General features: G+C 68.9%; 21 protein-coding genes and 3 tRNA genes. 13 read left to right on the top strand and 11 right to left on the bottom strand.

The window, feature by feature from the left end; genetic code table 11:
• Positions 1 to 8: 8 nt before the first annotated feature.
• Entirely contained in the window at positions 9 to 821 is an 813-nt protein-coding gene (locus SACGLDRAFT_RS01830; protein WP_005461291.1) for an aminoglycoside 3'-phosphotransferase, read from the top strand.
• On the opposite strand, the gene SACGLDRAFT_RS01835 is transcribed toward SACGLDRAFT_RS01830, so the two are convergent.
• The 7 genes from SACGLDRAFT_RS01835 to SACGLDRAFT_RS01865 form a co-directional block, all read right to left on the bottom strand.
• Entirely contained in the window at positions 794 to 1,081 is a 288-nt protein-coding gene (locus tag SACGLDRAFT_RS01835) for a hypothetical protein (protein ID WP_005461292.1), read from the bottom strand. The two genes, SACGLDRAFT_RS01830 and SACGLDRAFT_RS01835, sit on opposite strands and share 28 nt — an antisense overlap.
• Complete coding sequence (locus SACGLDRAFT_RS22620; RefSeq protein WP_005461293.1) at positions 1,078 to 1,992, bottom strand: hypothetical protein; 915 nt, start codon at positions 1,990 to 1,992, stop codon at positions 1,078 to 1,080. Before SACGLDRAFT_RS22620 ends, SACGLDRAFT_RS01835 begins: the two co-directional genes overlap by 4 nt.
• A gap of 56 nt (positions 1,993 to 2,048) precedes the next feature.
• A complete protein-coding gene (locus SACGLDRAFT_RS01845; protein ID WP_005461294.1) occupies positions 2,049 to 2,537 on the bottom strand; it encodes a DUF309 domain-containing protein in 489 nt (162 codons plus the stop codon).
• 26 nt (positions 2,538 to 2,563) lie between these two features.
• The gene (ctaD, locus tag SACGLDRAFT_RS01850) at positions 2,564 to 4,327 is read right to left on the bottom strand and encodes an aa3-type cytochrome oxidase subunit I (RefSeq protein WP_005461295.1); all 1,764 of its coding nucleotides are present in this window, start codon (positions 4,325 to 4,327) and stop codon (positions 2,564 to 2,566) included.
• A 151-nt stretch (positions 4,328 to 4,478) separates the two neighbouring features.
• Positions 4,479 to 4,733 (bottom strand): DUF2630 family protein, encoded by a 255-nt coding sequence (locus SACGLDRAFT_RS01855; RefSeq protein ID WP_005461299.1) that lies wholly within the window; start codon positions 4,731 to 4,733, stop codon positions 4,479 to 4,481.
• Positions 4,734 to 4,794: 61 nt separating this feature from the next.
• Positions 4,795 to 5,439: a response regulator gene (locus SACGLDRAFT_RS01860; RefSeq protein ID WP_005461300.1), complete on the bottom strand. Its 645-nt coding sequence runs from the start codon at positions 5,437 to 5,439 to the stop codon at positions 4,795 to 4,797.
• Complete coding sequence (locus tag SACGLDRAFT_RS01865; protein ID WP_005461301.1) at positions 5,430 to 6,587, bottom strand: sensor histidine kinase; 1,158 nt, start codon at positions 6,585 to 6,587, stop codon at positions 5,430 to 5,432. The genes SACGLDRAFT_RS01860 and SACGLDRAFT_RS01865 overlap by 10 nt, the downstream gene beginning before the upstream one ends.
• Before the next feature lie 168 nt (positions 6,588 to 6,755).
• On the opposite strand from SACGLDRAFT_RS01865, the gene SACGLDRAFT_RS01870 reads away from it, so the two are divergent.
• From SACGLDRAFT_RS01870 to SACGLDRAFT_RS01905, 8 genes are all read left to right on the top strand, one after another.
• Positions 6,756 to 7,406, top strand: coding sequence for a DedA family protein (locus SACGLDRAFT_RS01870; RefSeq protein WP_005461302.1), 651 nt, complete (start codon positions 6,756 to 6,758; stop codon positions 7,404 to 7,406).
• Between the two features lie 340 nt (positions 7,407 to 7,746).
• Positions 7,747 to 10,404, top strand: coding sequence for an EAL domain-containing protein (locus SACGLDRAFT_RS01875; protein ID WP_005461304.1), 2,658 nt, complete (start codon positions 7,747 to 7,749; stop codon positions 10,402 to 10,404).
• Between the two features lie 76 nt (positions 10,405 to 10,480).
• A tRNA-Thr gene (locus SACGLDRAFT_RS01880) sits at positions 10,481 to 10,553 on the top strand.
• Positions 10,554 to 10,568: 15 nt separating this feature from the next.
• A tRNA-Met gene (locus SACGLDRAFT_RS01885) sits at positions 10,569 to 10,641 on the top strand.
• A 31-nt stretch (positions 10,642 to 10,672) separates the two neighbouring features.
• Positions 10,673 to 10,837 (top strand): 50S ribosomal protein L33, encoded by a 165-nt coding sequence (gene rpmG / locus SACGLDRAFT_RS01890; protein ID WP_005453176.1) that lies wholly within the window; start codon positions 10,673 to 10,675, stop codon positions 10,835 to 10,837.
• 182 nt (positions 10,838 to 11,019) lie between these two features.
• A complete protein-coding gene (locus tag SACGLDRAFT_RS01895; protein ID WP_005461306.1) occupies positions 11,020 to 12,129 on the top strand; it encodes a S1 family peptidase in 1,110 nt (369 codons plus the stop codon).
• Between the two features lie 119 nt (positions 12,130 to 12,248).
• Complete coding sequence (locus SACGLDRAFT_RS01900) at positions 12,249 to 12,692, top strand: MaoC family dehydratase N-terminal domain-containing protein (protein WP_005461307.1); 444 nt, start codon at positions 12,249 to 12,251, stop codon at positions 12,690 to 12,692.
• Positions 12,689 to 13,120 carry a MaoC family dehydratase gene (locus SACGLDRAFT_RS01905; protein ID WP_232284052.1) on the top strand — a complete coding sequence of 144 codons (432 nt, stop codon included), beginning with the start codon at positions 12,689 to 12,691 and terminating at the stop codon, positions 13,118 to 13,120. Before SACGLDRAFT_RS01900 ends, SACGLDRAFT_RS01905 begins: the two co-directional genes overlap by 4 nt.
• A 1-nt stretch (position 13,121) precedes the next feature.
• Here the strand turns inward: SACGLDRAFT_RS01905 and SACGLDRAFT_RS01910 are convergent, their stop codons facing one another.
• From SACGLDRAFT_RS01910 to SACGLDRAFT_RS01925, 4 genes are all read right to left on the bottom strand, one after another.
• A complete protein-coding gene (locus SACGLDRAFT_RS01910) occupies positions 13,122 to 13,967 on the bottom strand; it encodes an SGNH/GDSL hydrolase family protein (protein WP_005461309.1) in 846 nt (281 codons plus the stop codon).
• Positions 13,968 to 14,001: 34 nt separating this feature from the next.
• Positions 14,002 to 14,985, bottom strand: a complete 984-nt coding sequence (locus tag SACGLDRAFT_RS01915; RefSeq protein WP_005461310.1) for a hypothetical protein — start codon at positions 14,983 to 14,985, stop codon at positions 14,002 to 14,004.
• Positions 14,982 to 15,332 (bottom strand): GntR family transcriptional regulator, encoded by a 351-nt coding sequence (locus tag SACGLDRAFT_RS01920; RefSeq protein ID WP_005461311.1) that lies wholly within the window; start codon positions 15,330 to 15,332, stop codon positions 14,982 to 14,984. Before SACGLDRAFT_RS01920 ends, SACGLDRAFT_RS01915 begins: the two co-directional genes overlap by 4 nt.
• Positions 15,333 to 15,448: 116 nt before the next feature.
• Positions 15,449 to 16,681, bottom strand: a complete 1,233-nt coding sequence (locus tag SACGLDRAFT_RS01925; protein ID WP_005461312.1) for a pyridoxal phosphate-dependent aminotransferase — start codon at positions 16,679 to 16,681, stop codon at positions 15,449 to 15,451.
• A 229-nt stretch (positions 16,682 to 16,910) separates the two neighbouring features.
• Here SACGLDRAFT_RS01925 and SACGLDRAFT_RS01930 point away from each other — a divergent pair.
• From SACGLDRAFT_RS01930 to rplK, 4 genes are all read left to right on the top strand, one after another.
• Positions 16,911 to 16,983 (top strand) — tRNA-Trp (locus SACGLDRAFT_RS01930).
• A gap of 34 nt (positions 16,984 to 17,017) precedes the next feature.
• Positions 17,018 to 17,473, top strand: coding sequence for a preprotein translocase subunit SecE (secE, locus tag SACGLDRAFT_RS01935; protein WP_005461313.1), 456 nt, complete (start codon positions 17,018 to 17,020; stop codon positions 17,471 to 17,473).
• 79 nt (positions 17,474 to 17,552) lie between these two features.
• On the top strand, positions 17,553 to 18,371 hold the full coding sequence (gene nusG, locus SACGLDRAFT_RS01940; RefSeq protein ID WP_005461314.1) for a transcription termination/antitermination protein NusG: 819 nt from the start codon (positions 17,553 to 17,555) through the stop codon (positions 18,369 to 18,371).
• A gap of 82 nt (positions 18,372 to 18,453) precedes the next feature.
• Positions 18,454 to 18,885, top strand: a complete 432-nt coding sequence (gene rplK, locus SACGLDRAFT_RS01945; protein ID WP_005461315.1) for a 50S ribosomal protein L11 — start codon at positions 18,454 to 18,456, stop codon at positions 18,883 to 18,885.
• Positions 18,886 to 18,984 lie beyond the last annotated feature (99 nt).

Raw genomic sequence — 18,984 nt, forward strand, 5'->3', positions numbered from 1 at the left:
GTTTCGGCGTGAGCGTTCGCGAGGTCGCCGAGATTCCCACGGCGCCGGTCGCCGTGCCCGCGGCGGTCACCGAGCTGGCCGGGGAGGACGCGATCACCCCGGTGTGGCGCAACGAGCTGGGCGGGCTCACGTTCCGGCTCGACGCGCGGGACGGCGGGACTCGCTACGTCAAGTGGGTCGCCCACGGCACGCCCGAGCTCGATCTCGCCGCCGAGGCGGAACGCCTCACGTGGGCGGGGAGCTGGGTGTCGGTGCCGCGCGTGCTGGGCCGGGGCACCGACGCCGCCGGCGCGTGGTTGGTGACCGCCGCCGTGCCGGGACGTTCGGCGGTGGACGCCCGTTGGCTGGCCGATCCCGTCACCGCGGCCACCGCCATCGGGCAGGGGTTGCGGAGGTTCCACGACGCGCTCCCCGCCACCGACTGCCCGTACCGGTGGAGCGTCACGGACCGGCTGCGACGTGTCGAGCAGCGCCTCGCCGACGGCGAGGGACCCAAGAACTGGGCCCCCGAGCACCGTCGTCTCACGGTCGCCGAGGCCCGTGCTCGCCTGGCCGCGACGCCGCCCGTGGACCGGCTCGTCGTGTGTCACGGTGACGCGTGCGCGCCCAACACGCTGCTGCACGACGACGGCACCTTCTCCGCGCACGTCGACCTGGGATCGCTCGGCGTGGCCGATCGGTGGGCCGACCTCGCCGTCGCCGCGTGGAGCCTGGACTGGAACCACGGCCCCGGCTACGACCACTTCGTGTACGCCGCCTACGGCGTCGAGCCCGATCCCGAGCGCATCGCCTACTACCGGCTGCTCTGGGACCTGGGCTGATCGTCGTCCTCGCCGGGATTCTCCGCCGTCTCCGAGTCGGGCAGTGCGCAGGCGAACCGGTAGTCGACGGTGATGTCGCGGTAGGTGTGCCCGGCGCGCACGCGGTCGGGCAGGCCCAGTCGGTCACTCTCGGACACCGACCGGTAACCGGGGGAGCCGTGGAATGACACCGACGTCCGGGGGCCGTCGTGCCAGCGCAGTCGTCGCCCCACGACCCGCGCCGTGAACGAGACGTCGGGCTCCCATGAGTGCTCGCTCACGTCGGCCGGGGCCTGCGGCGTTTTGGGGGTGCGTGCCCCCGGCGATCGCGGTTCGTGCTCCGTGGCCGTTCGGGTCGCATCGGTTTCCGAGGCTCCTCGGCCTCCTCGGCGGCGCCTTCGTCCGGGCCTTCTTCGGAGCCTTCTTCGGGGCCGAGGTCGTCGTCCTCGTCCGCCGCCCCGCTCAGGCCGCCGACGGCTTTCCCCGTGCTGTCGGTGAGGCGTCGTGTGCCCGCGCCCACGTCCCGCGCGGTCTCGCCGGCACCGTGTCCGACATCTTCCACTGCCTCGCCGGCACCGTGTCCGACGTCTTCCACCGCGCCACCGGCGCCCCGGCCCACGTCTTCCACCGCGCCGCCCGCGCCGTGACCGACGTCCTCGACCGCTTCGCCCGCGCCGTGCCCCACGTCCTCCACTGCCTCGCCGGCACCGCGTCCGACGTCCTCCACCGCGCCGCCCGCGCCGTGCCCCACGTCCTCGATCGCCTTGCGGCCGCCCGCGCCGAGCTCGCCGACCGCGCTGCCCGCCTCGCGCAGCGCGGGCTCAACGGCGCGCACCACGTGTTCCAACACCTGGGGGTTGCGGTCGATGGTGGTGAGCACGCGGTCGATGATCTGGGCCACGCGGTCGAGCCGAACCTTGAGCTGGGCCTGTGCCTTGACGCCCGTGATGGTCAGCGAGACCCTGCCCAGCGACACGTCGGCGCCGACGTGGAGTTTCAGCAGTTCGAGCACGTCGGCCTGGAGCGAGACATGCGCTCGCAGGTCCTCGACGTCGAGGTCGATCTCGTCGACCGACAGGTTCGGTACGTCGAGCAGGACGTCCGGCTCGACAGCGTGCGTCTCGTCGGGCTCGGAGGGCGGGCCGGGCGGTTCGCCACCTTCCGGGCCGTCGCCGTCGTTCCACTGTGTCACCTCGGACCACCTCTCAGCGTGGAGGTACGTCCTGGTGAGTACCCGTTCGCGCGGCCTTATCGCTCGACTCGGGGCCTGAGTGTGGGGGCGAGCGTGGCCGGGTCGGGCGGCGTCTCGTGGCGCGGCACGCTCTCGGCCAGCACGGCGGCCCACTCGCACAGGGCCGGGACGTCGATGCCGTACGGGCGAGCGTCGGCGAACGGCGCGATGTTCTCGGCACCGCGACGCAGTAGGGTCACGGCTCCCGTCGGATTGCCGCGCGCGGCGTGGGTGATCCCCACCGCGAGCTGCGCGAGCCCCCGCCACAGCTCCCGTTCGGCCTCCGGCCCCGACTTCCAGGCGTCCTCGAACACTTCGTGGGCGTGGAAGGGCTTGCCCTCGTCGAGGAGTTGTTGCGCCTCGCGCAACGTCTCCTCCGGAGTGCGCGTCACGCCTTCGGGCTGTCGGGGCACGCCGGTCGCGCCTCGCGGCAACGGCCTGCCGAGGCCGTCCCTCGGTCTGGCGTTACGGGCTCGGCCCTCGTCGTCTCGGTCGCGCTCGGCCACGTGTCGAGTGTGGCATGGTCGTCGGGTTAGCCGGTCTCACCCTTCGTGGCGTCGGACGCCTTTACTTCCGGGGGCGTCGTGGAGTCCTCCATCGACTTGGTCCTGCCGGTGAGCGTGACGTGCGCTTCGGCGTGGTTCCGCTCGATCATGTGCGGATAGTGCAGCTCGAACGCGGGGCGCTCCGACCGGATCCTCGGCAGTTCCGTGAAGTTGTGACGCGGTGGCGGACAGGTGGTGGCCCATTCGAGCGAGTTGCCGTAACCCCACGGGTCGTCGACCGTCACCGGGTCGCCGAAGCGATAGCTGCGCACCACGTTCCACAGGAACGGCAGCATCGACAGGCCCAGGATGAACGCGCCGATGGACGACACGATGTGCAGTGTGGTGAACCCGTCGGTGGGCAGGTAGTCGGCGTAGCGGCGGGGCATGCCCTCTCCGCCCAGCCAGTGTTGCACGAGGAACGTGGTGTGGAAGCCGACGAACGTGAGCCAGAAGTGCAATTTGCCCAGCGGCTCGTCCAGCATTCGTCCGGTGAACTTCGGGAACCAGAAGTAGATGCCTCCGAATGTGGCGAACACGATGGTGCCGAACAGCACGTAGTGGAAGTGCGCCACCACGAAGTACGAGTCGTGCACGTGGAAGTCCAGCGGTGGCGAGGCGAGGATGACGCCGGTCAGCCCACCGAGCAGGAAGGTGACGAGGAAACCGAACGCCCACAGCATCGGCGTCTCGAAGGTCAACTGCCCCTTCCACATCGTGCCGATCCAGTTGAAGAACTTGATTCCCGTCGGCACCGCGATGAGGAACGTCGTCATCGAGAAGAACGGCAGCAGCACCGCGCCCGTGGCGAACATGTGGTGGGCCCACACGACGATGGAAAGGCCCATGATCCCGATGGTGGCGAACACCATCAGCCGGTAGCCGAACACCGGTTTTCGGCTGAACACCGGGATGATCTCGGTGATGATCCCGAAGAACGGCAGCGCCACGATGTAGACCTCGGGATGGCCGAAGAACCAGAACAGGTGCTGGTACAGGATCGCGCCGCCGTTGGCCGGGTCGAACACGTGAGCGCCGATCAGTCTGTCGGCCGCCAGCCCCATCAGGGCGGCCGTGAGGATCGGGAACGCGATCAACACGAGGATACTCGTGAACAGGATGTTCCACGTGAAGATCGGCATCCGCCACATCGTCATGCCCGGCGCCCGCAGGCAGACCACGGTGGTGACCATGTTGACCGCGCCGAGGATCGTGCCGAGACCGGAGACCACCAGGCCCATCACCCACATGTCGCCGCCGACGCCGGGGGAGAAGGTCTCCCGTGAGAGCGGCGTGTACGCCGTCCACCCGAAGTCGGCGCCTCCACCGGGAAGCAGCAGCGACCCCATCACGATCAAGCCGCCGAACAGGAACAGCCAGTACGAGAAGGCGTTCAGCCGCGGGAACGCCACGTCGGGGGACCCGATCTGCAACGGCAGCACCAGGTTGGCGAAGGCGAACACCACCGGTGTCGCGTAGAGCAACAGCATCAACGTGCCGTGCAGGGTGAACATCTGGTTGTACTGCTCGGTGGAGAGGAAGTGCAGTCCGGGCAGGGCGAGCTCGGCACGGATGAGCAGCGCCATGACCCCGCCGATCATGAAGAAGAGGATCGACGTGACCATGTACATCTTGCCGATCACCTTGTGATCGGTCGTGCGCAACAGATTGAGCAGGGCCTGCCACCGTTTGGCCGGGGTGGCGGCAGGCTGTTGGATCCGAGTCGGGCGGACGCCGGTCTGCGTGTCCACGAAGCACCTCCGCTCGCGACGGTGCGCCCGCGTCCCTGGTCGGCGCCTTCCGAGCAGGTCCGGGGCGGTCAGAATTTCACGCTAGACCCGCGCCCGCGGACCCGCATGTCGACGCGGGAGGCGATGGCGCCGTTCGGGGCGTGGCGTGCCGTCACTGCTGGTACGACTCGACCTCGCTGACGGGACGAGCCTCCGTCTGGTCCGGGCTGCCGCCGAACTCGGCGTTCGCGCGCCGCCTCCGCAGCAGGTCCCAACACTGGTCGAGGCTCTGCTCCAGTTCCTTCAACCTCTTCTTGCCGTCGTCGTCGAGCCCCTCACCGGTCGCCCGCGCACGTAGTTGTCGTTCCTCGGCGATGAGCCGGTTGATCCGGCTCATGGGGTCGTCGGTGCCATCCGTGTTCGCCATCTGCCGCTCCTTTCCGCGTCTCGGGCGTGCCCGGTGACGGCGTGGCCGAAACCGCGTGGAGCTACACCCGGAGATAACGCAGGACGGCGAGTACCCGGCGGCTGAAGCCGGTGACATGCCCGAGGTCGAGCTTGTCGAAGATCGCGCCGACGTGCTTTTCGACCGCGCTGCGGGAGATGTGGAGCATGGCGGCGATGCTGGCGTTGGTGTGCCCCTGCGCCATCTTCTCCAGCACTTCGCGTTCACGCTCCGTCAGCCGCGAGAGCGGATCGACCCGGCTCGTGCGCGCCAACAGCCGTCGCACCACCTCCGGGTCGAAGGCCGCGCCTCCCGTCGCCACTCGTTCGAGGGCGTCGAGGAACTCCCCGACCTGGGTCACCCGGTCCTTGAGCAGGTATCCCACCCGCCCACGGTCGTCACCGAGGAGCTCCACCGCGTAGCGCCGCTCCACGTACTGCGAGAGCACGAGCACGCCGATCTCCGGCCACGACCGCCGGATCTCCAGGGCCGCTCTCAGCCCCTCGTCGGTGTGCGTGGGAGGCATGCGGACGTCGGTCACCACGACGTCGGGGCGATATTCGGCCGCGGCGGCCACGAGCGTCACGCCGTCGGACACCGCCGCCACCACGTCGTGACCTTCCTCGGCGAGCAGGCGGATCAAGCCCTCTCGCAGCAGGATCGAGTCCTCGGCCAGGATCACGCGCACGGAAGCTCAGCCCTCACCACGGTGGGTCCGCCGACGGGGCTCTCCACGGCGAAAGTGCCGTCCGCCGCCGCGACCCTGCGGGCGAGGCCGGACAACCCCGCTCCGGTCGGGGTCGCCCCGCCGACACCGTCGTCGGTGACTCGCACGGTAATCACCTTCTCGTTCCGAAAGACCTCGATCTCGATCCGGGTGCAGTCGGAGTGTTTCACCGCGTTCGTCACGGCCTCCGAGACCACGAAGTACACCACCGTCTCCGTCGCCGCGTCCGGACGCTCGGTGAGCGCGTAGGTCAGCGACGTCGGCACGGTCGAACGCTCCACCAGTGACTCCAGCGCCACCTCGAGGCCCGCCGTCTCCAGCGCGATCGGGTACACCCGCCAGGTCACCTCTCGCAGTTCGTTCAACGCGTGTTGAGACTGTTCGTGCGCCTGCCGCACCAATTCCTCCACGCGCGCCGGGGCGGGTGCCGAACCCAGGGCTCTACGGGCCCTGCCCAACACCATTCCCAGTGCCACGAGCGACTGCTGCACCCCGTCGTGCAGATCCCGCTCGATGCGTCTGCGTTCGGTGTTCACCGCCTCCACGACCTCGGCCCGCGTGGTGGTGAGCTCTCGCACCCGCCTGCGCAGCCGCTCCTTGTCACTCGGCCCGAAGAAGTGGCGGGCGAGCGCGCGATCCAGCGCGGCCACCCCGAGCAGTCCTTGGACGGCGAGGAACGACAGCAAGGTCCCGCCCAACACCACGGCGATCGGGTCGTACCAACGGGGGTCGTCACCGCCGCCCACGGCTTCGCCCGACAGCAACTGCCCCAGCATGACGACACCGGTGAGCGCGCCGAGCACGGTCAGTACGAAGACTCCCGCGCCCAGTCCGCCCACCACGCACCGCGCGGCGAGGTAGCGCCACGCGCGGTCGTTCCCGTAGTCGCCCGAGTTCTCACTGCTCAGAAACCTCGCGATCCTGGACCGTTCCAACTCGGCCAACCACCGTGCGCCCGCGAACGTCCACCTTCGTGTGAGCGGTGCGATCAGAGCAGGGCCGGTGAGAACGCAGAAGAGCAGTTCCGGCAGGGAGGTGAGAGCTCCGAGCACCAGCCCGGCGCAAACCCGCCACGCACGGCTCACGATACGCTCGGCGGTGGAGGACACCTCGCAGAGGCTATCCGGGCCGAACCCCTGTGTAACTGAGGTTTTCCACAGTCTCGGCCTGCGGAGATGCGGCCCCGCGTTCGGCGGTGTGCACCATCCCGTCCGCGCCGTAGCGCTTTGTAGTGTTCTGGGCACAAAACGGACTTGGTTATTTGCGAAAGGCCCCTCATGAACAGTCTCGTAGCTCAGGCCGACACCAACGAGCTCGGAGGGCTCGCTGGGTGGACGGTTGACCTGATGGACACGCTCGGCGGGCCGGGCGCGGCCGTGGCTGTGGGACTCGACAACATATTTCCCCCCATCCCGAGCGAGCTGATCCTGCCGCTCGCGGGCTTCACCGCCGCTCAGGGCCGCTTCAACCTCGCGGAGGCGCTGGCGTGGACCACCGCGGGGTCGGTGATCGGCGCGGTGATCGTGTACCTGATCGGGTACATCTTCGGTCGCGAACGCACGCGCAAGCTCATCACGATGCTGCCGCTGGTGAAGGAGTCCGACTTCGACCACGCCGAGCGCTGGTTCGCCAAGCACGGCACCAAGGCGGTGTTCTTCGGCCGCATGGTGCCGCTGGTGCGAAGCTTCATCTCGGTGCCCGCGGGTATCGAACGGATGCCGTTCTGGATCTTTCTGTCACTCACCACGCTCGGCAGTCTGGTGTGGAACAGCATCTTCGTGATCGCGGGTTATTTCCTGGGGTCCAACTGGCAGTTGGTCGACGAGTACGCGGGGATCTTCCAGTACGTCGTCATCGCCGCCGTCGTCGTCGCCGTGGCGGTGTTCGTGGTGAAGCGAGTGCGGGAGCGTCGCAACGCAGGCGTCTGAACCACCGAGACCAACCACCGAGACCGAAGTACCGAACACCCGCGTGCGGACAGCGCGCGGGTGTTCGCGTGTGCGCGTTGTCCCGCCTGGCGAAGGGGGTCGCGAAACCGGCCGGAATGTGTCATAAATCACTACATTGACTGACTACCATTCGCGACCAATTCGAGACGGGGGCGTTCACCCGCCTCGCGGCCGGACGACTCTCGGCGTTGTGCGTTGTTAACGCAGCGCTAATCGGATGACCGCGATCAACCGCCTCAATACGCCCACCGGGGGTAAAGTATCGCCTCGTTCGCGGGTCGGCCCCGAGAGGCGCATGTGCGTCACACAAGGAGGTTGCATGCCGGACGCATACGGCGACGCCGAGGCCGGTGCGGTGACGGGCGACGTGTCGAGACCGACGGAGCGGTCGATCGAGGACAGTCACCCGTCAACAGAGGCGCGCGCGGACGAGCTTCGGTTCCGTCTTTACACAGTGGCGGTCCTCACACTCGGGATCGCGGCCGCCGCGGCGGTGTCCGCGTGGTTGCCCTTCCACTACTCGGTCCACCTGTGGTGGATCGGACCGCTGCTCGCCCTGGCGTTTCTCGGAGCCGAACAGCTCGGCGTCAACGTCGACGTTCGCAGCGGCATCTCCTGGACCATTTCCTTCACCGAAATCCCACTGGTCATCGGCCTGTTGGTGGCCCCGTTCGAAGTCGTGCTCGCCGCACACGTCGTCGCGGGCGTCACCACGCTGCTGGCACGGCGGGTCACCGGTCGCGTCCTCTACAACGCGGGCGCGTTCCTCTTGGAGGTCACGAGCGCGTTCGCCGTCGCGGGGCTCGTGAGCCACGCCCTGGGCGACCCCGAGCACATGCCGTGGCTGGCCGCGCTCGCGGGCACGCTGACCGCACCGCTCGCCAGCACGCTGCTCGCGATGGCGGCCGTGCGAGTGCTGCGTCGTCGCATGAGGATCGGCACCGTGATCCGGCTCGCGGGGCGCATCCTCGTGGTCGGCTTCGTCAACGCCTCCGTGGGGCTCACCGGTTACCTCGTCATCTCGAAGACCCCGGAGGCCTGGCCGATCGTGCTCGCGGTCAGCCTGGGCCTCGCCGCGCTGTACTGGGCGTACTCCGACCTGCTGCGGGAACAACGCGACATGGAGGCGCTCACCGACGTGAGCCTCATGGTGGCCAGATCGGGCCAGCAGGTGGCGTCCCGTCCGGCGGGCAAGGTCGGCGACATCGGTCTGGACGTCGACCTCGACGAATGGGCCACGATCGCCGAGCGCATCCGTGACCAGCTCGCCGCGGCCCGCATCGTATTGCGGCTGCGGCTCGAACCCGACGAACCGCTGCACACCGTGGTGGTCGGGGAGGAACTGCCCCCCGCCGCGCGGGAGGACCGGGGAGCCGACGACCCGCTGTTGCGGCTTCCGGGTTCCCATGTTCGGCACCTGCGCATCACCGAGGCCAACCCGCAGGTCAGGGCGGCGCTGCTCGCGCGGGGCGCAAGCGAGGCACTCGCCGTTCCGTTGCGCAGTGCCCATCGACTGCTCGGCATCGTCGAGGCGCACGACAGGTTGTCGCGCTGGCGGGGCTTCGGCAAGTACGACGTCCAGTTGCTCGGCACGATGGCGAGTCACCTGGCCACCGCGCTCGACAACCGCAGACTGCTCGCCACACTGCGCCACGACGCCTATCACGATCCGCTGACCGGATTGCTGAACCGGCCCGGCTTCCGGCAGGTGGCCGCCGAACCGCTGCGGGAGTTCCCCAGCTCGGTGGTGCTGCGGGTCGACCTCGACGTGTTCTCCACCGTCAGCGACGCCCTCGGTTACACGTGGGCCGACCGGATGCTCATGGCGGCCGGCAGACGCATGCGCGACACGCTGGGCCCCGACGTCCCGCTGGCGCGGCTGGAGGGCGCGTCGTTCGCCGTGCTGCTCGCCGACTGCGACTCCGAGCGGGCGCAGCAGGTCGCCCAGCGACTGCGAAGCCAACTCTCCGCGCCCTATCCCGTGGAACGACTCATGGTCGAGGCCAACGCCGTGGTCGGTTACGTCACGACGACGGCGGAGGAGCACGCCGAGCGCACCGACGTGGACAGCCTGCTGCAGCGAGCCGACATGGCGGTGCGTGCCACCCGAGGGGGCGAGGAGGTCAAGGCCTACGTCCCCAGCATGGGACAGATCTTCCTGCGGCGGTTCCAGATGGTCACGCAGTTCCGGCAGGCCATCGAGGAGGGGCAGGTCACGGTCCATTACCAGCCGAAGGTTGCCCTCCCCGGCAAGCAGGTGCTGGGCGTCGAGGCGTTGGTGCGCTGGCAGCACCCGGAGTTCGGTCGGGTCAACCCCGACGAGTTCGTGCCCGCCGTCGAGGCCGCTGGGTTGGTCGGGGTCCTCACGTCGTTCGTGCTGGAGACGGCGCTCGACCGCGTGCGGCGGTGGCTGGACGAAGGGCTGCGCATCTCGGTCGCGGTGAACCTGTCGGTGCGCAACCTCGCCGACGAGGACTTCCCCGATCGCGTCGCCGCTTTGCTGGAGCGCTTCGGCGTTCCCGGTGAGTTGCTCACGTTGGAGCTCACCGAGTCGGACGTGATGCAGGACCCCGAGCGGGCGCTGCCGATCCTGCGGAAGCTGAGCGATCTGGGGATCGAGCTGGCCGTGGACGACTTCGGCACCGGCTACTCGTCGTTGGCCTATCTCCGGCAGCTCCCCGTGGACCAGGTCAAGATCGACAAGAGTTTCGTGTTCGGCATGGGCACCGATCTGGGGGACCTGGCCGTGGTCAGGTCGATCGTGGAGCTGGGCCACTCGCTGGGACTCACGGTGGTCGCGGAGGGGGTCGAGGAGGACCTGGCCCGCGATCGACTGGAGGCCATGGGCTGCGACGTGGCGCAGGGGTACCTCATCTCGCGGCCGCTGTCGGAGGAGCGGTTGGAGGCGTGGCTGCAGGCCAGGACGGCTCGTTCCCTCGACCGGGCGTCAGAGGCGGTGTTGACCCTGCTGACCTGAGGTTTTGTCGTAAACCGACCCCCGCCTTCCACGGGCGATCGGGTGCTGTATTCTTGTTGTCAGCCCGATGCGGCAGGCCCCTTTAGCTCAGTCGGCAGAGCGTCTCCATGGTAAGGAGAAGGTCTACGGTTCGATTCCGTAAAGGGGCTCGGTGTGTGTTACGAGGCGGTGTAGCTCAGTCGGTAGAGCAAGCGGCTCATAATCGCTGTGTCGCCGGTTCGAGTCCGGCCACCGCTACGCTGTTTCGATGAGAGAGTAAGGAGCCGTTGTGGCTGCCACCGACGTACGACCGAAGATCACGTTGGCGTGCGAGGTCTGCAAGCACCGCAACTACATCACCAAGAAGAACCGTCGTAACGACCCGGATCGCTTGGAGATGAAGAAGTTCTGCCCCAACTGCGGAACGCACCGGGTGCACAAGGAGACGCGCTGACGCGCATTCCCTGAAGCTTCCACGAAGCCGCCCTCGATCCCGAGGGCGGCTTCGTTGCGTTGGGCGCGAGTATAGCCTCGGCGAGGTTGGAAAAAACCCAACGATCGGGCCTACCTTTTCGTCATGTCGGTGATCACCCTGTTCCGCGACCCATTTCCAACCCTGCGGAAGTGAGGACCGACATGAGGAAGCTGATGAAGTCGACGGTCGCGGCCGGAGCGTGTGCCCTGGTCTTCGGTGCCGTGGCACCGGCGATGGCCTCCGAGACCGACACGGCGTCGACGGCGGGAATCGAGGGCTACTCCGCCAACGTCGAAGCCGAGGCGGTGTCCACGCTCGTCGCGGAGCGCGGGCTCGACCGGGCGGAGGCCGTGGAGCTGCTGCGCAAGCAGGACGCCGCCGTTCGGAGCCTCGACGCCGCGCTGGCCCAGCTCGGCGACCGGGCCGCGGGCGGTTACCTGGACGACGCCGGTAACCCCGTGGTCAACGTCGTGAGCAAGACCGCCGCGGCCGCGGTCGAGGGCACGGGTGTCACCGCGAAGCTCGTCTCCCACACCACCGCCGAGCTGGAGGCCGCCAAGGCGGCGCTGGAGGCCCTGCCCGCGGTGGCCGACACCACGATCGCCACCGACCCCACCACGAACCAGGTGGTTCTCACGATCGGGACGGAAGCCGACGACACCGAGGCCGCCGACCTGGTGGCCGAGGCGCGGAAGCTGGGCGACAAGGTCAGGGTCGAGTACGTCGCGGGCGGCTTCGACGTGGCCATCTACGGCGGTGAGGCCATCACGGGTGGCGGCAGCCGCTGCTCGGCGGGCTTCAACGTCAACTCCGGGGGCCAGAACTACATCGTCGACGCCGGCCACTGCACCGGTGCGGTGTCGCAGTGGAACGTCGGCCCGTCGGTGGACGCCAGCTTCCCCGGCAACGACTACGGCCTCATCCGCAACGACACGGGCAGCGCTCCGGGCGCGGTGAGCCTGTACGACGGCTCGGCGCAGCCGATCACCTCGGCGTCCAACGCCTACGTGGGCCAGTCGATCTGCAAGAGCGGTAGCACCACGGGACTTACCTGCGGCACCGTGCAGGCCACGAACGTCACCGTGAACTACGCCGAGGGCGCCGTGCATCAGCTGGTGCAGACCTCCGCGTCGGTGAACTCCGGTGACTCCGGCGGTGCGCTGTTCGCCGGCAGTGTCGGCCTCGGTATCACGTCCGGCATGGGTGGCGGCAGCTCGTTCTTCCAGCCGCTGACGGAGGCCCTCAGCGCCTACGGCGTGCAGTTGAACTGATCTCCGTTGAACTGATCTCCTTCGTCGCGGTGGCAGCCGGGGGTGCCCCGAGGTCCGGGGCGGCTCCGGCTGCCGCCACGTCCGGCCCCCGTGGCCGCGGCCCGGTAACCTTGCCGTTCGTGCCACTGGATCCGAGTTTCGCCGGGCGTACCTATCCGCCCACCACCACGTACGAGGTCAGCCGCGCCAAGATCGTGGAGTTCGCCGACGCGATCGGGGACGACAGTCCGCTGTACCGTGACCCCGAGGCGGCCAAGGCCGCGGGGTATCCGGACGTGATCGCGCCGCCCACGTTCCTGACGGTCTTCAACCTCGCGTCGATCAACGCGATCGTCACCGATCCCGAACTGGGGCTCGACTACTCGCGCATGGTCCACGGTGATCAGCGGTTCGTCCACCACCGCCCCGTCTACGCGGGGGACGTGCTCCAGCTCACCACGCATATCGACGACGTCTTCACCCGCGTGGGCAACGACTTCGTGAACGTGCGCGCCGACATCGAGACCACGTCCGGAGAGCTGGTGTGCACCACCCACGCGCAGCTCGTCGTGAGGGGGGAGTGAACGTGTCCGAGACCACGACCGGTGTCACGGTGAACGTCGGTGACGAGCTGCCGCCGTTGGCCGTACGCGTCACGCGCGAACAGCTCGTGCGCTACGCGGGTGCGTCGCTGGACTTCAACCCGATCCACTGGAACGAGCGGTTCGCCAAGGAGGTCGGCCTTCCCGGCGTGATCGCCCACGGGATGCTGACCATGGCTCTCGGGGGCCGGCTGGTGACCGACTGGTTGGGCGACCCCGGACGGCTCGTGGAGTACGGTGCACGGTTCACCCGGCCGGTGGTCGTGCCCGACGACGACACGGGCGCGCTCGTCGAGTTCACCGGCAAGGTGGGCGAGGTGCGTGACGACGGCACTGCCCGCATCGACATCACGGCGAAGTTCGAGGGCAAGTCGGTGCTGGGCAAGGCGCAGGCCGTCGTCCGGCTCTGAGTCAGCTTCCGCGTATCGCGGCGAGTACGGCGTCGGCGATGGCGCGCTCCCCTTCGGCGGTGGGGTGCAGGGGTGCGGCCCCCGTGACGGACTCCAGCCCCTCGATCCACCGTTCGCCCTCCGGCGCGCACAGGTGATGCTCCGCCGTGGCCGACGTCGTGTCGACGAACTCCGCCCCGTGGGCGTTCGCCTGCTGTTCCAGGACGTGGTTCAGCAGCTCCAGGCCCTCGCGCAGGGCGGCCAGGTCGGTGGGGGAGTGGGGCAGGACGTCGGCGCACGCCGCCGGGTCGTTCGGCAGGATCGTCGGGTAGCCGACCACGAGGACTCGCGCGTCGGGCGCCTTCTCCCGGATGGCCGCGACCACCGACGCCACGGCGGGCACCGTGTTGGCGACACGGTCGCCGATGGCGACGCTCTCCTCGCACGCGCCGCCGTGGGTCGCGACCTCGGCGCACTGGCCGGCCAGTTCCACGAGCCCGACGTCGTTGCCGCCGATGCCCACGGTCACCAGCGTCGTGTCGGGGGTGAGCGCCGCGAGCTGTGGCGGGTTGGTGCCGTCGGACGTCTGCTGAGGCTGAGTGAGGTGCTCGGTGGTGGCGCCACCGCAGCTCGCGTCGGTGAACGACTCGGCGCCCACGCGTGCCGCCACCAGTCGCGGATAGTTGTTGTCCGACCGGCCGCAGCCTTCCGGGGAACCCACGATGCGGCCGGTGCCGGGCGCCGCCGTGTAGGAGTCACCGAGCGCGACGTAGTGCACCGGCGCCCGTCGACCCCGTGATTCGTCGTCGGCGCGTGGCTGATCCCCGCTCCCACAGCCCGTGGCGAGCGCGGCCACGACTACCGCCACCAGCCCTACTCGTGCGCGCACATGTCGAGTTCTATCAGCCCTGCCGGTCGTGGGCCTGCCGAACGAGGTCGTTCACGAGGCCCGCCGCCTGATCGGGGCCGTCGACCGTGGCGAGCACCCGGCGGCCCGAGCTCAGGGTCAGCACCAGCGCCTCGCCGCTTCGGCACTTGAAGGCGACGTCCCCGGACGCGTTCGTCCGCACCCCGAGACCGCCACCCTGCAGGAGGGAGAGGGAGTCGGTGCCCGCCGACGTGATGTCGGAGATCGGGACGGTGCGACGCGGATAGCCCGTGAACCCCATGCGGATCGTGACGGCGGTGTTGTCGATCGTCACGTGGACCCGCGAGATGCCGACGGCCGCGAGCACCCCGAGTCCGAGCGGCACGAGGTACGTGCTCCAGGACGTCGGCGACCCGGCCAGGGTCCCCACGACGGCCAGCACGGCGGGCGGGGCGACCACGCAGAGCACCGCGAGCCCCACGTTCGTCGTGCCGCCCATCCACGTGACGCGTTCCCCCCGGGTCAGGCCCACGCTCTCGCTGCCCACGGGCACCGAGGCTCGCCTCGGGGGCACGTCGGGGGCGACGAGCCACGACAGCACACCCGCGGCCACGCTGGTGCCCAGCAACACGAGAACCGACAGCCCCGCACCCGAGGCGTCGTGCCACGACGGAGCGTCGAGGGTGGCGAGCATCGACGTCGCGAGACCGGCCACGGGGATCACGGCCAGCCCCGATGCCAGCCCCAGCAAGGGGGGATACGAACCGCGTCCGATCCGCACGAGCACCAGTGCCGTCACCGTGAAGGCCACGGCCAGCACGAGCGTCGCGACGACGGTCCACGTCGTGAGCGCGCCGAGGGAGGTCGCGTCGTCCGGCGCGCCCGAGGGACCCCAGTGCGTGGCGACCTCCTCGGGGAGCCGGTCCGACCAGGCTTCCCGCAAGACCAACACCGCCGTGGTGAACAACACCGGGACACCCAGGGCGGCGAGGGGCAGCCGAACGGCGGTGCTTCTCACGAGAACTTCCTCCTCACGATCGTGACCAGCTCCTCCAGGCTCACACCGGCGCGCTTGCCCTCGGCCACGAGCTCGGCGGCCAGCTCGGTCAGTCGGGCGTGGCCGTTCGCCCGGCCCGTCACCACCGCCCCGCGCCTGCGACGGAGGTCGATGATCCCCTCGTCGCGCAGTGCCGCGTAGGCGCGCAGCACGGTGTGCACGTTGATCTGCAGCGACTTCGCCAGTTCCCGCGCGGGCGGAAGGTGATCGCCCGGCTTGACGCGTTCCTCGGACACGGCGCGGCGGACCGACGCGGCGACCTGCTCGTACAGCGGAGCTGTCGACGAAGGATCGATACGGAACAGCATAGTGCTAACTATAATAGAACAAACGGATTTTTGTTCGGCCGTGTCGCTCCGGAGACATGACGAAGCCCCCGGACCCGCCACTGCGATCCGGGGGCTTCGCTCGAAAAGCTCGAAGGTTACTTCGCCTCGGAGAGGAGTTCCGCCACTCGGGTGACGCCCTCGACGAGGTCCTTCTCGGCGAGCGCGTAGGAGAAGCGGAAGTAACCGGGCGTGCCGAACGCCTCGCCGGGCACGACGGCCACCTCCACCTCGCGCAGGATCAGATCGGCCAGCTCCACCGTGTCGGAGGGACGCTGCCCCCGGATCTCCTTGCCGAGCACCGCCTTCACCGACGGGTAGGCGTAGAACGCGCCCTCCGGCGTCGGGCACTCGACGTTCGGGATCTCCGACAGCATCGACACGATCTTCTTGCGACGCGAGTCGAAGGCCGCCCGCATCTCGTGCACCACGTCGAGCGGGCCCGCCACGGCCGCGAGCGCGGCGCGCTGGGAGACGTTGGCGACGTTGCCGCACAGGTGCGACTGGAAGCTCGACGCGGCCTTGATCACGTCCTGGGGGCCCACGATCCAGCCGACTCGCCACCCCGTCATGGAGTAGGTCTTCGCGACACCGTTGAGGATCAGCGTGCGGTCGGCCAGCTCCGGCACCACCACGGGCAGCGACTCGGCCTTGGCGCCGTCGTACACGAGGTGCTCGTAGATCTCGTCGGTGATCACCCAGATGTCGTGCTCGGCGGCCCACTTGCCGATCGCCTCCACCTGCTCACGGGTGTAGACGGCACCGGTCGGGTTCGACGGCGAGTTGAACAGCAACACCTTCGTGCGTTCGGTGCGCGCCGCTTCCAACTGCTCGACCGTGACCCGGTAGCCCGTGGACTCGTCGGCCGTGACCTGCACCGGAACCCCGCCGGCCAGAGCGATCGACTCGGGGTAGGTGGTCCAGTAGGGGGCGAGCAACAGCACCTCGTCACCCGGATCGAGCAGGGTGGCGAACGCCGAGTACACGGCCTGCTTGCCGCCGTTGGTCACGAGGACCTGGGAGGCGTCGCAGGAGAAGCCGGAGTCGCGCAGCGTCTTCGCGGCGATGGCCTCGCGCAGCTCGGGAAGGCCCGCCGCCGCCGTGTAGCCGTGGTTGCCGCGGTCGCGCACGGCCGCCGCCGCGGCCTCGACGATGTAGTCCGGGGTCGGGAAGTCGGGCTGCCCGGCGCCGAAGCCGATCACCGGCCGCCCCTCGGCCTTGAGCGCCTTCGCCTTCGCGTCGACGGCGAGCGTCGCGGACGGCGTGATGCCCGCGATGCGGGCGGACACTCGGGGACGGGAGCCGGGGGTGGTGCTGTCGGATGTGGCCATGCCGACATTTTTTCACGGGCGACGTTGTGGCAGGCAGCAGGCCTCCTCGGGCCTTTCCGGCCCCCCGGTGGCGACCGGTTCGCGGACCCGGCGGCGCGCCGTAACAAGGGCGTGGTTGCGAGTCGCCCTCGGGCTTGCCGTAGACTGCTGAACTTGGAACGTACGGAACGGGCCCCACAGCTCCTGCGGGGCCGGTGAAGAACGTCCTTGTGAGTGGGTCACCGCTCGAAGGGGTGTAGCTCAACTGGCAGAGCAGCGGCCTCCAAAGCCGCAGGTTGCAGGTTCAAGTCCTGTCACCCCTGCGTTGACGTGTCAGGTGGAGCGGAGGAGTAGCTCGTGAGCGAGGACGGGGAGAAGGACAAGGAGAGGGCGGCCAAGCGCCCTTCCCGTCCGGACACCGCCGCGGCTCGGCGCGCACGGCGTGCCTCCGCTGAACCGACGGGCACACCAGCGAAGGCTAACTCCGGGGCGAGGGCCGGTAAGAGCACGGAGTCCGCCAGAAGGCCCGCGCCCAAGGGGAAGACTTCGGAAAAGGTCGCCAAGCCGGAAGGCAAGGGCGTGCCGACGCCGAAGCGGAACCGCAAGGAAGCGAAGAAGGGCTCGCTGTTCGCACGCATCGGGCGCTTCATCCGCGAGGTCTGGGGCGAGCTGCGCAAGGTCATCTGGCCGACGCGCAAGCAGATGGTCACCTACACCACGGTGGTGCTGGCCTTCCTGGTGTTCATGGTGGCCCTCGTCTCCGGACTCGACTTCGTGTTCCTGAAGGGCGTCGAGGTCGTCTTCGGCGACTAGGTGGCCTGACTTCCTCGCGGGTGGCGGCGTCCACGCGGAGCCCGCGACCACCACACGCGATCAACTGAGAGGACGGAAAGTGACCTCCGAGAACGGCTCAGGAGCCGGTCAGGATTTGACTGGCCTCTCCGAGGAGCAGGCGCTCGCCGCCACCGGCGACACGGGCTCGGATGCCACCGAGACCGCCGAGGCGCCGGAAGTCGCCGAGGCGCGGCAGCCTTCGGAGACCGACGAAGCTTCGGAGGCCGACACCACCGCCGACGAGCAGTCGGGGGCCGAGGACCCGGTCGCGAAGCTGCGCGAGGAGCTGCGTTCCCTGCCCGGCGAGTGGTACGTCGTGCACTCCTACGCCGGGTACGAGAACAAGGTCAAGAGCAACCTCGAAACCCGTCGGCAGACGCTGGACGTCGAGGACTACATCTTCCAGATCGAGGTGCCCACCGAAGAGGTCACCGAGATCAAGAACGGGCAGCGCAAGATCGTGCAGCGCAAGGTGCTGCCCGGATACATCCTGGTCCGGATGGAGCTGAACGACGCGTCGTGGAGCGCGGTGCGCAACACGCCCGGCGTCACCGGCTTCGTCGGAGCCACCTCCCGTCCTTCGCCGTTGAGCCTCGACGACGTGGTGAAGTTCCTCGCTCCGAAGGTCGAGAAGCAGGAGCCGGCCAAGGCCGGCAAGGGCGAGGCCGCGGCGGCCGAGCAGCCCGCCGCCACGAGTGCGGTCGAGGTGGACTTCGAGGTCGGCGAGTCCGTCACGGTCATGGACGGCCCGTTCGCCACGCTGCCCGCCACGATCAGCGAGGTCAACGCGGACGCCCAGAAGCTGAAGGTCCTGGTGTCGATCTTCGGCCGGGAGACGCCGGTCGAGCTGTCGTTCACCCAGGTCTCCAAGATCTGACGACCGAGGCCGCTCGGTCGCAGGCAAAGCCTCACGCCGTGGCAGGGGCGTGAGGACGAGCGACACTGAACAGGAACGAAGAATGCCACCCAAGAAGAAGAAGCTTGCAGCGGTCATCAAGCTGCAGATCCAGGCGGGCGCCGCGAACCCGGCGCCTCCCGTCGGTCCGGCGCTGGGTCAGCACGGCGTCAACATCATGGAGTTCTGCAAGGCCTACAACGCCGCGACCGAGTCGCAGCGCGGCAACGTGGTGCCGGTCGAGATCTCCGTCTACGAGGACCGCTCGTTCGACTTCAAGCTCAAGACCCCGCCCGCGGCGAAGCTGCTGCTGAAGGCCGCCGGTGTCGAGAAGGGGAGCGGCGAGCCTCACAAGTCGAAGGTCGGCAAGGTCACCTGGGACCAGATCCGCGAGATCGCCGAGACCAAGAAGGCCGACCTCAACGCGAACGACATCGAACAGGCCGCCAAGATCATCGCCGGTACCGCTCGCTCGATGGGCATCACGGTCGAGTGATCACTGGCGTGTCGACGGCCGCCTGAGCGCCGCCGCATCGCCTGTGGAAGGGCCACGCGCTGACCCGTACCACAACTGATCCGCCACGAACTTTCAAAG

The organism is Saccharomonospora glauca K62 (genome assembly GCF_000243395.2).
In the GTDB taxonomy this organism is placed as follows: Bacteria; Actinomycetota; Actinomycetes; order Mycobacteriales; family Pseudonocardiaceae; genus Saccharomonospora; species Saccharomonospora glauca.

What these genes read in the sequence shown, in the direction of transcription:
- SACGLDRAFT_RS01925 (WP_005461312.1), bottom strand. Translation starts at nt 16,681, where the DNA reads ATGGCCACATCCGACAGCACCACCCCCGGCTCCCGTCCCCGAGTGTCC.
- SACGLDRAFT_RS01855 (WP_005461299.1), bottom strand. Translation starts at nt 4,733, where the DNA reads ATGGCGAACACGGATGGCACCGACGACCCCATGAGCCGGATCAACCGG.
- SACGLDRAFT_RS01875 (WP_005461304.1), top strand. Translation starts at nt 7,747, where the DNA reads ATGCCGGACGCATACGGCGACGCCGAGGCCGGTGCGGTGACGGGCGAC.
- SACGLDRAFT_RS01920 (WP_005461311.1), bottom strand. Translation starts at nt 15,332, where the DNA reads ATGCTGTTCCGTATCGATCCTTCGTCGACAGCTCCGCTGTACGAGCAG.
- rplK (WP_005461315.1), top strand. Translation starts at nt 18,454, where the DNA reads ATGCCACCCAAGAAGAAGAAGCTTGCAGCGGTCATCAAGCTGCAGATC.
- SACGLDRAFT_RS01870 (WP_005461302.1), top strand. Translation starts at nt 6,756, where the DNA reads ATGAACAGTCTCGTAGCTCAGGCCGACACCAACGAGCTCGGAGGGCTC.
- SACGLDRAFT_RS01895 (WP_005461306.1), top strand. Translation starts at nt 11,020, where the DNA reads ATGAGGAAGCTGATGAAGTCGACGGTCGCGGCCGGAGCGTGTGCCCTG.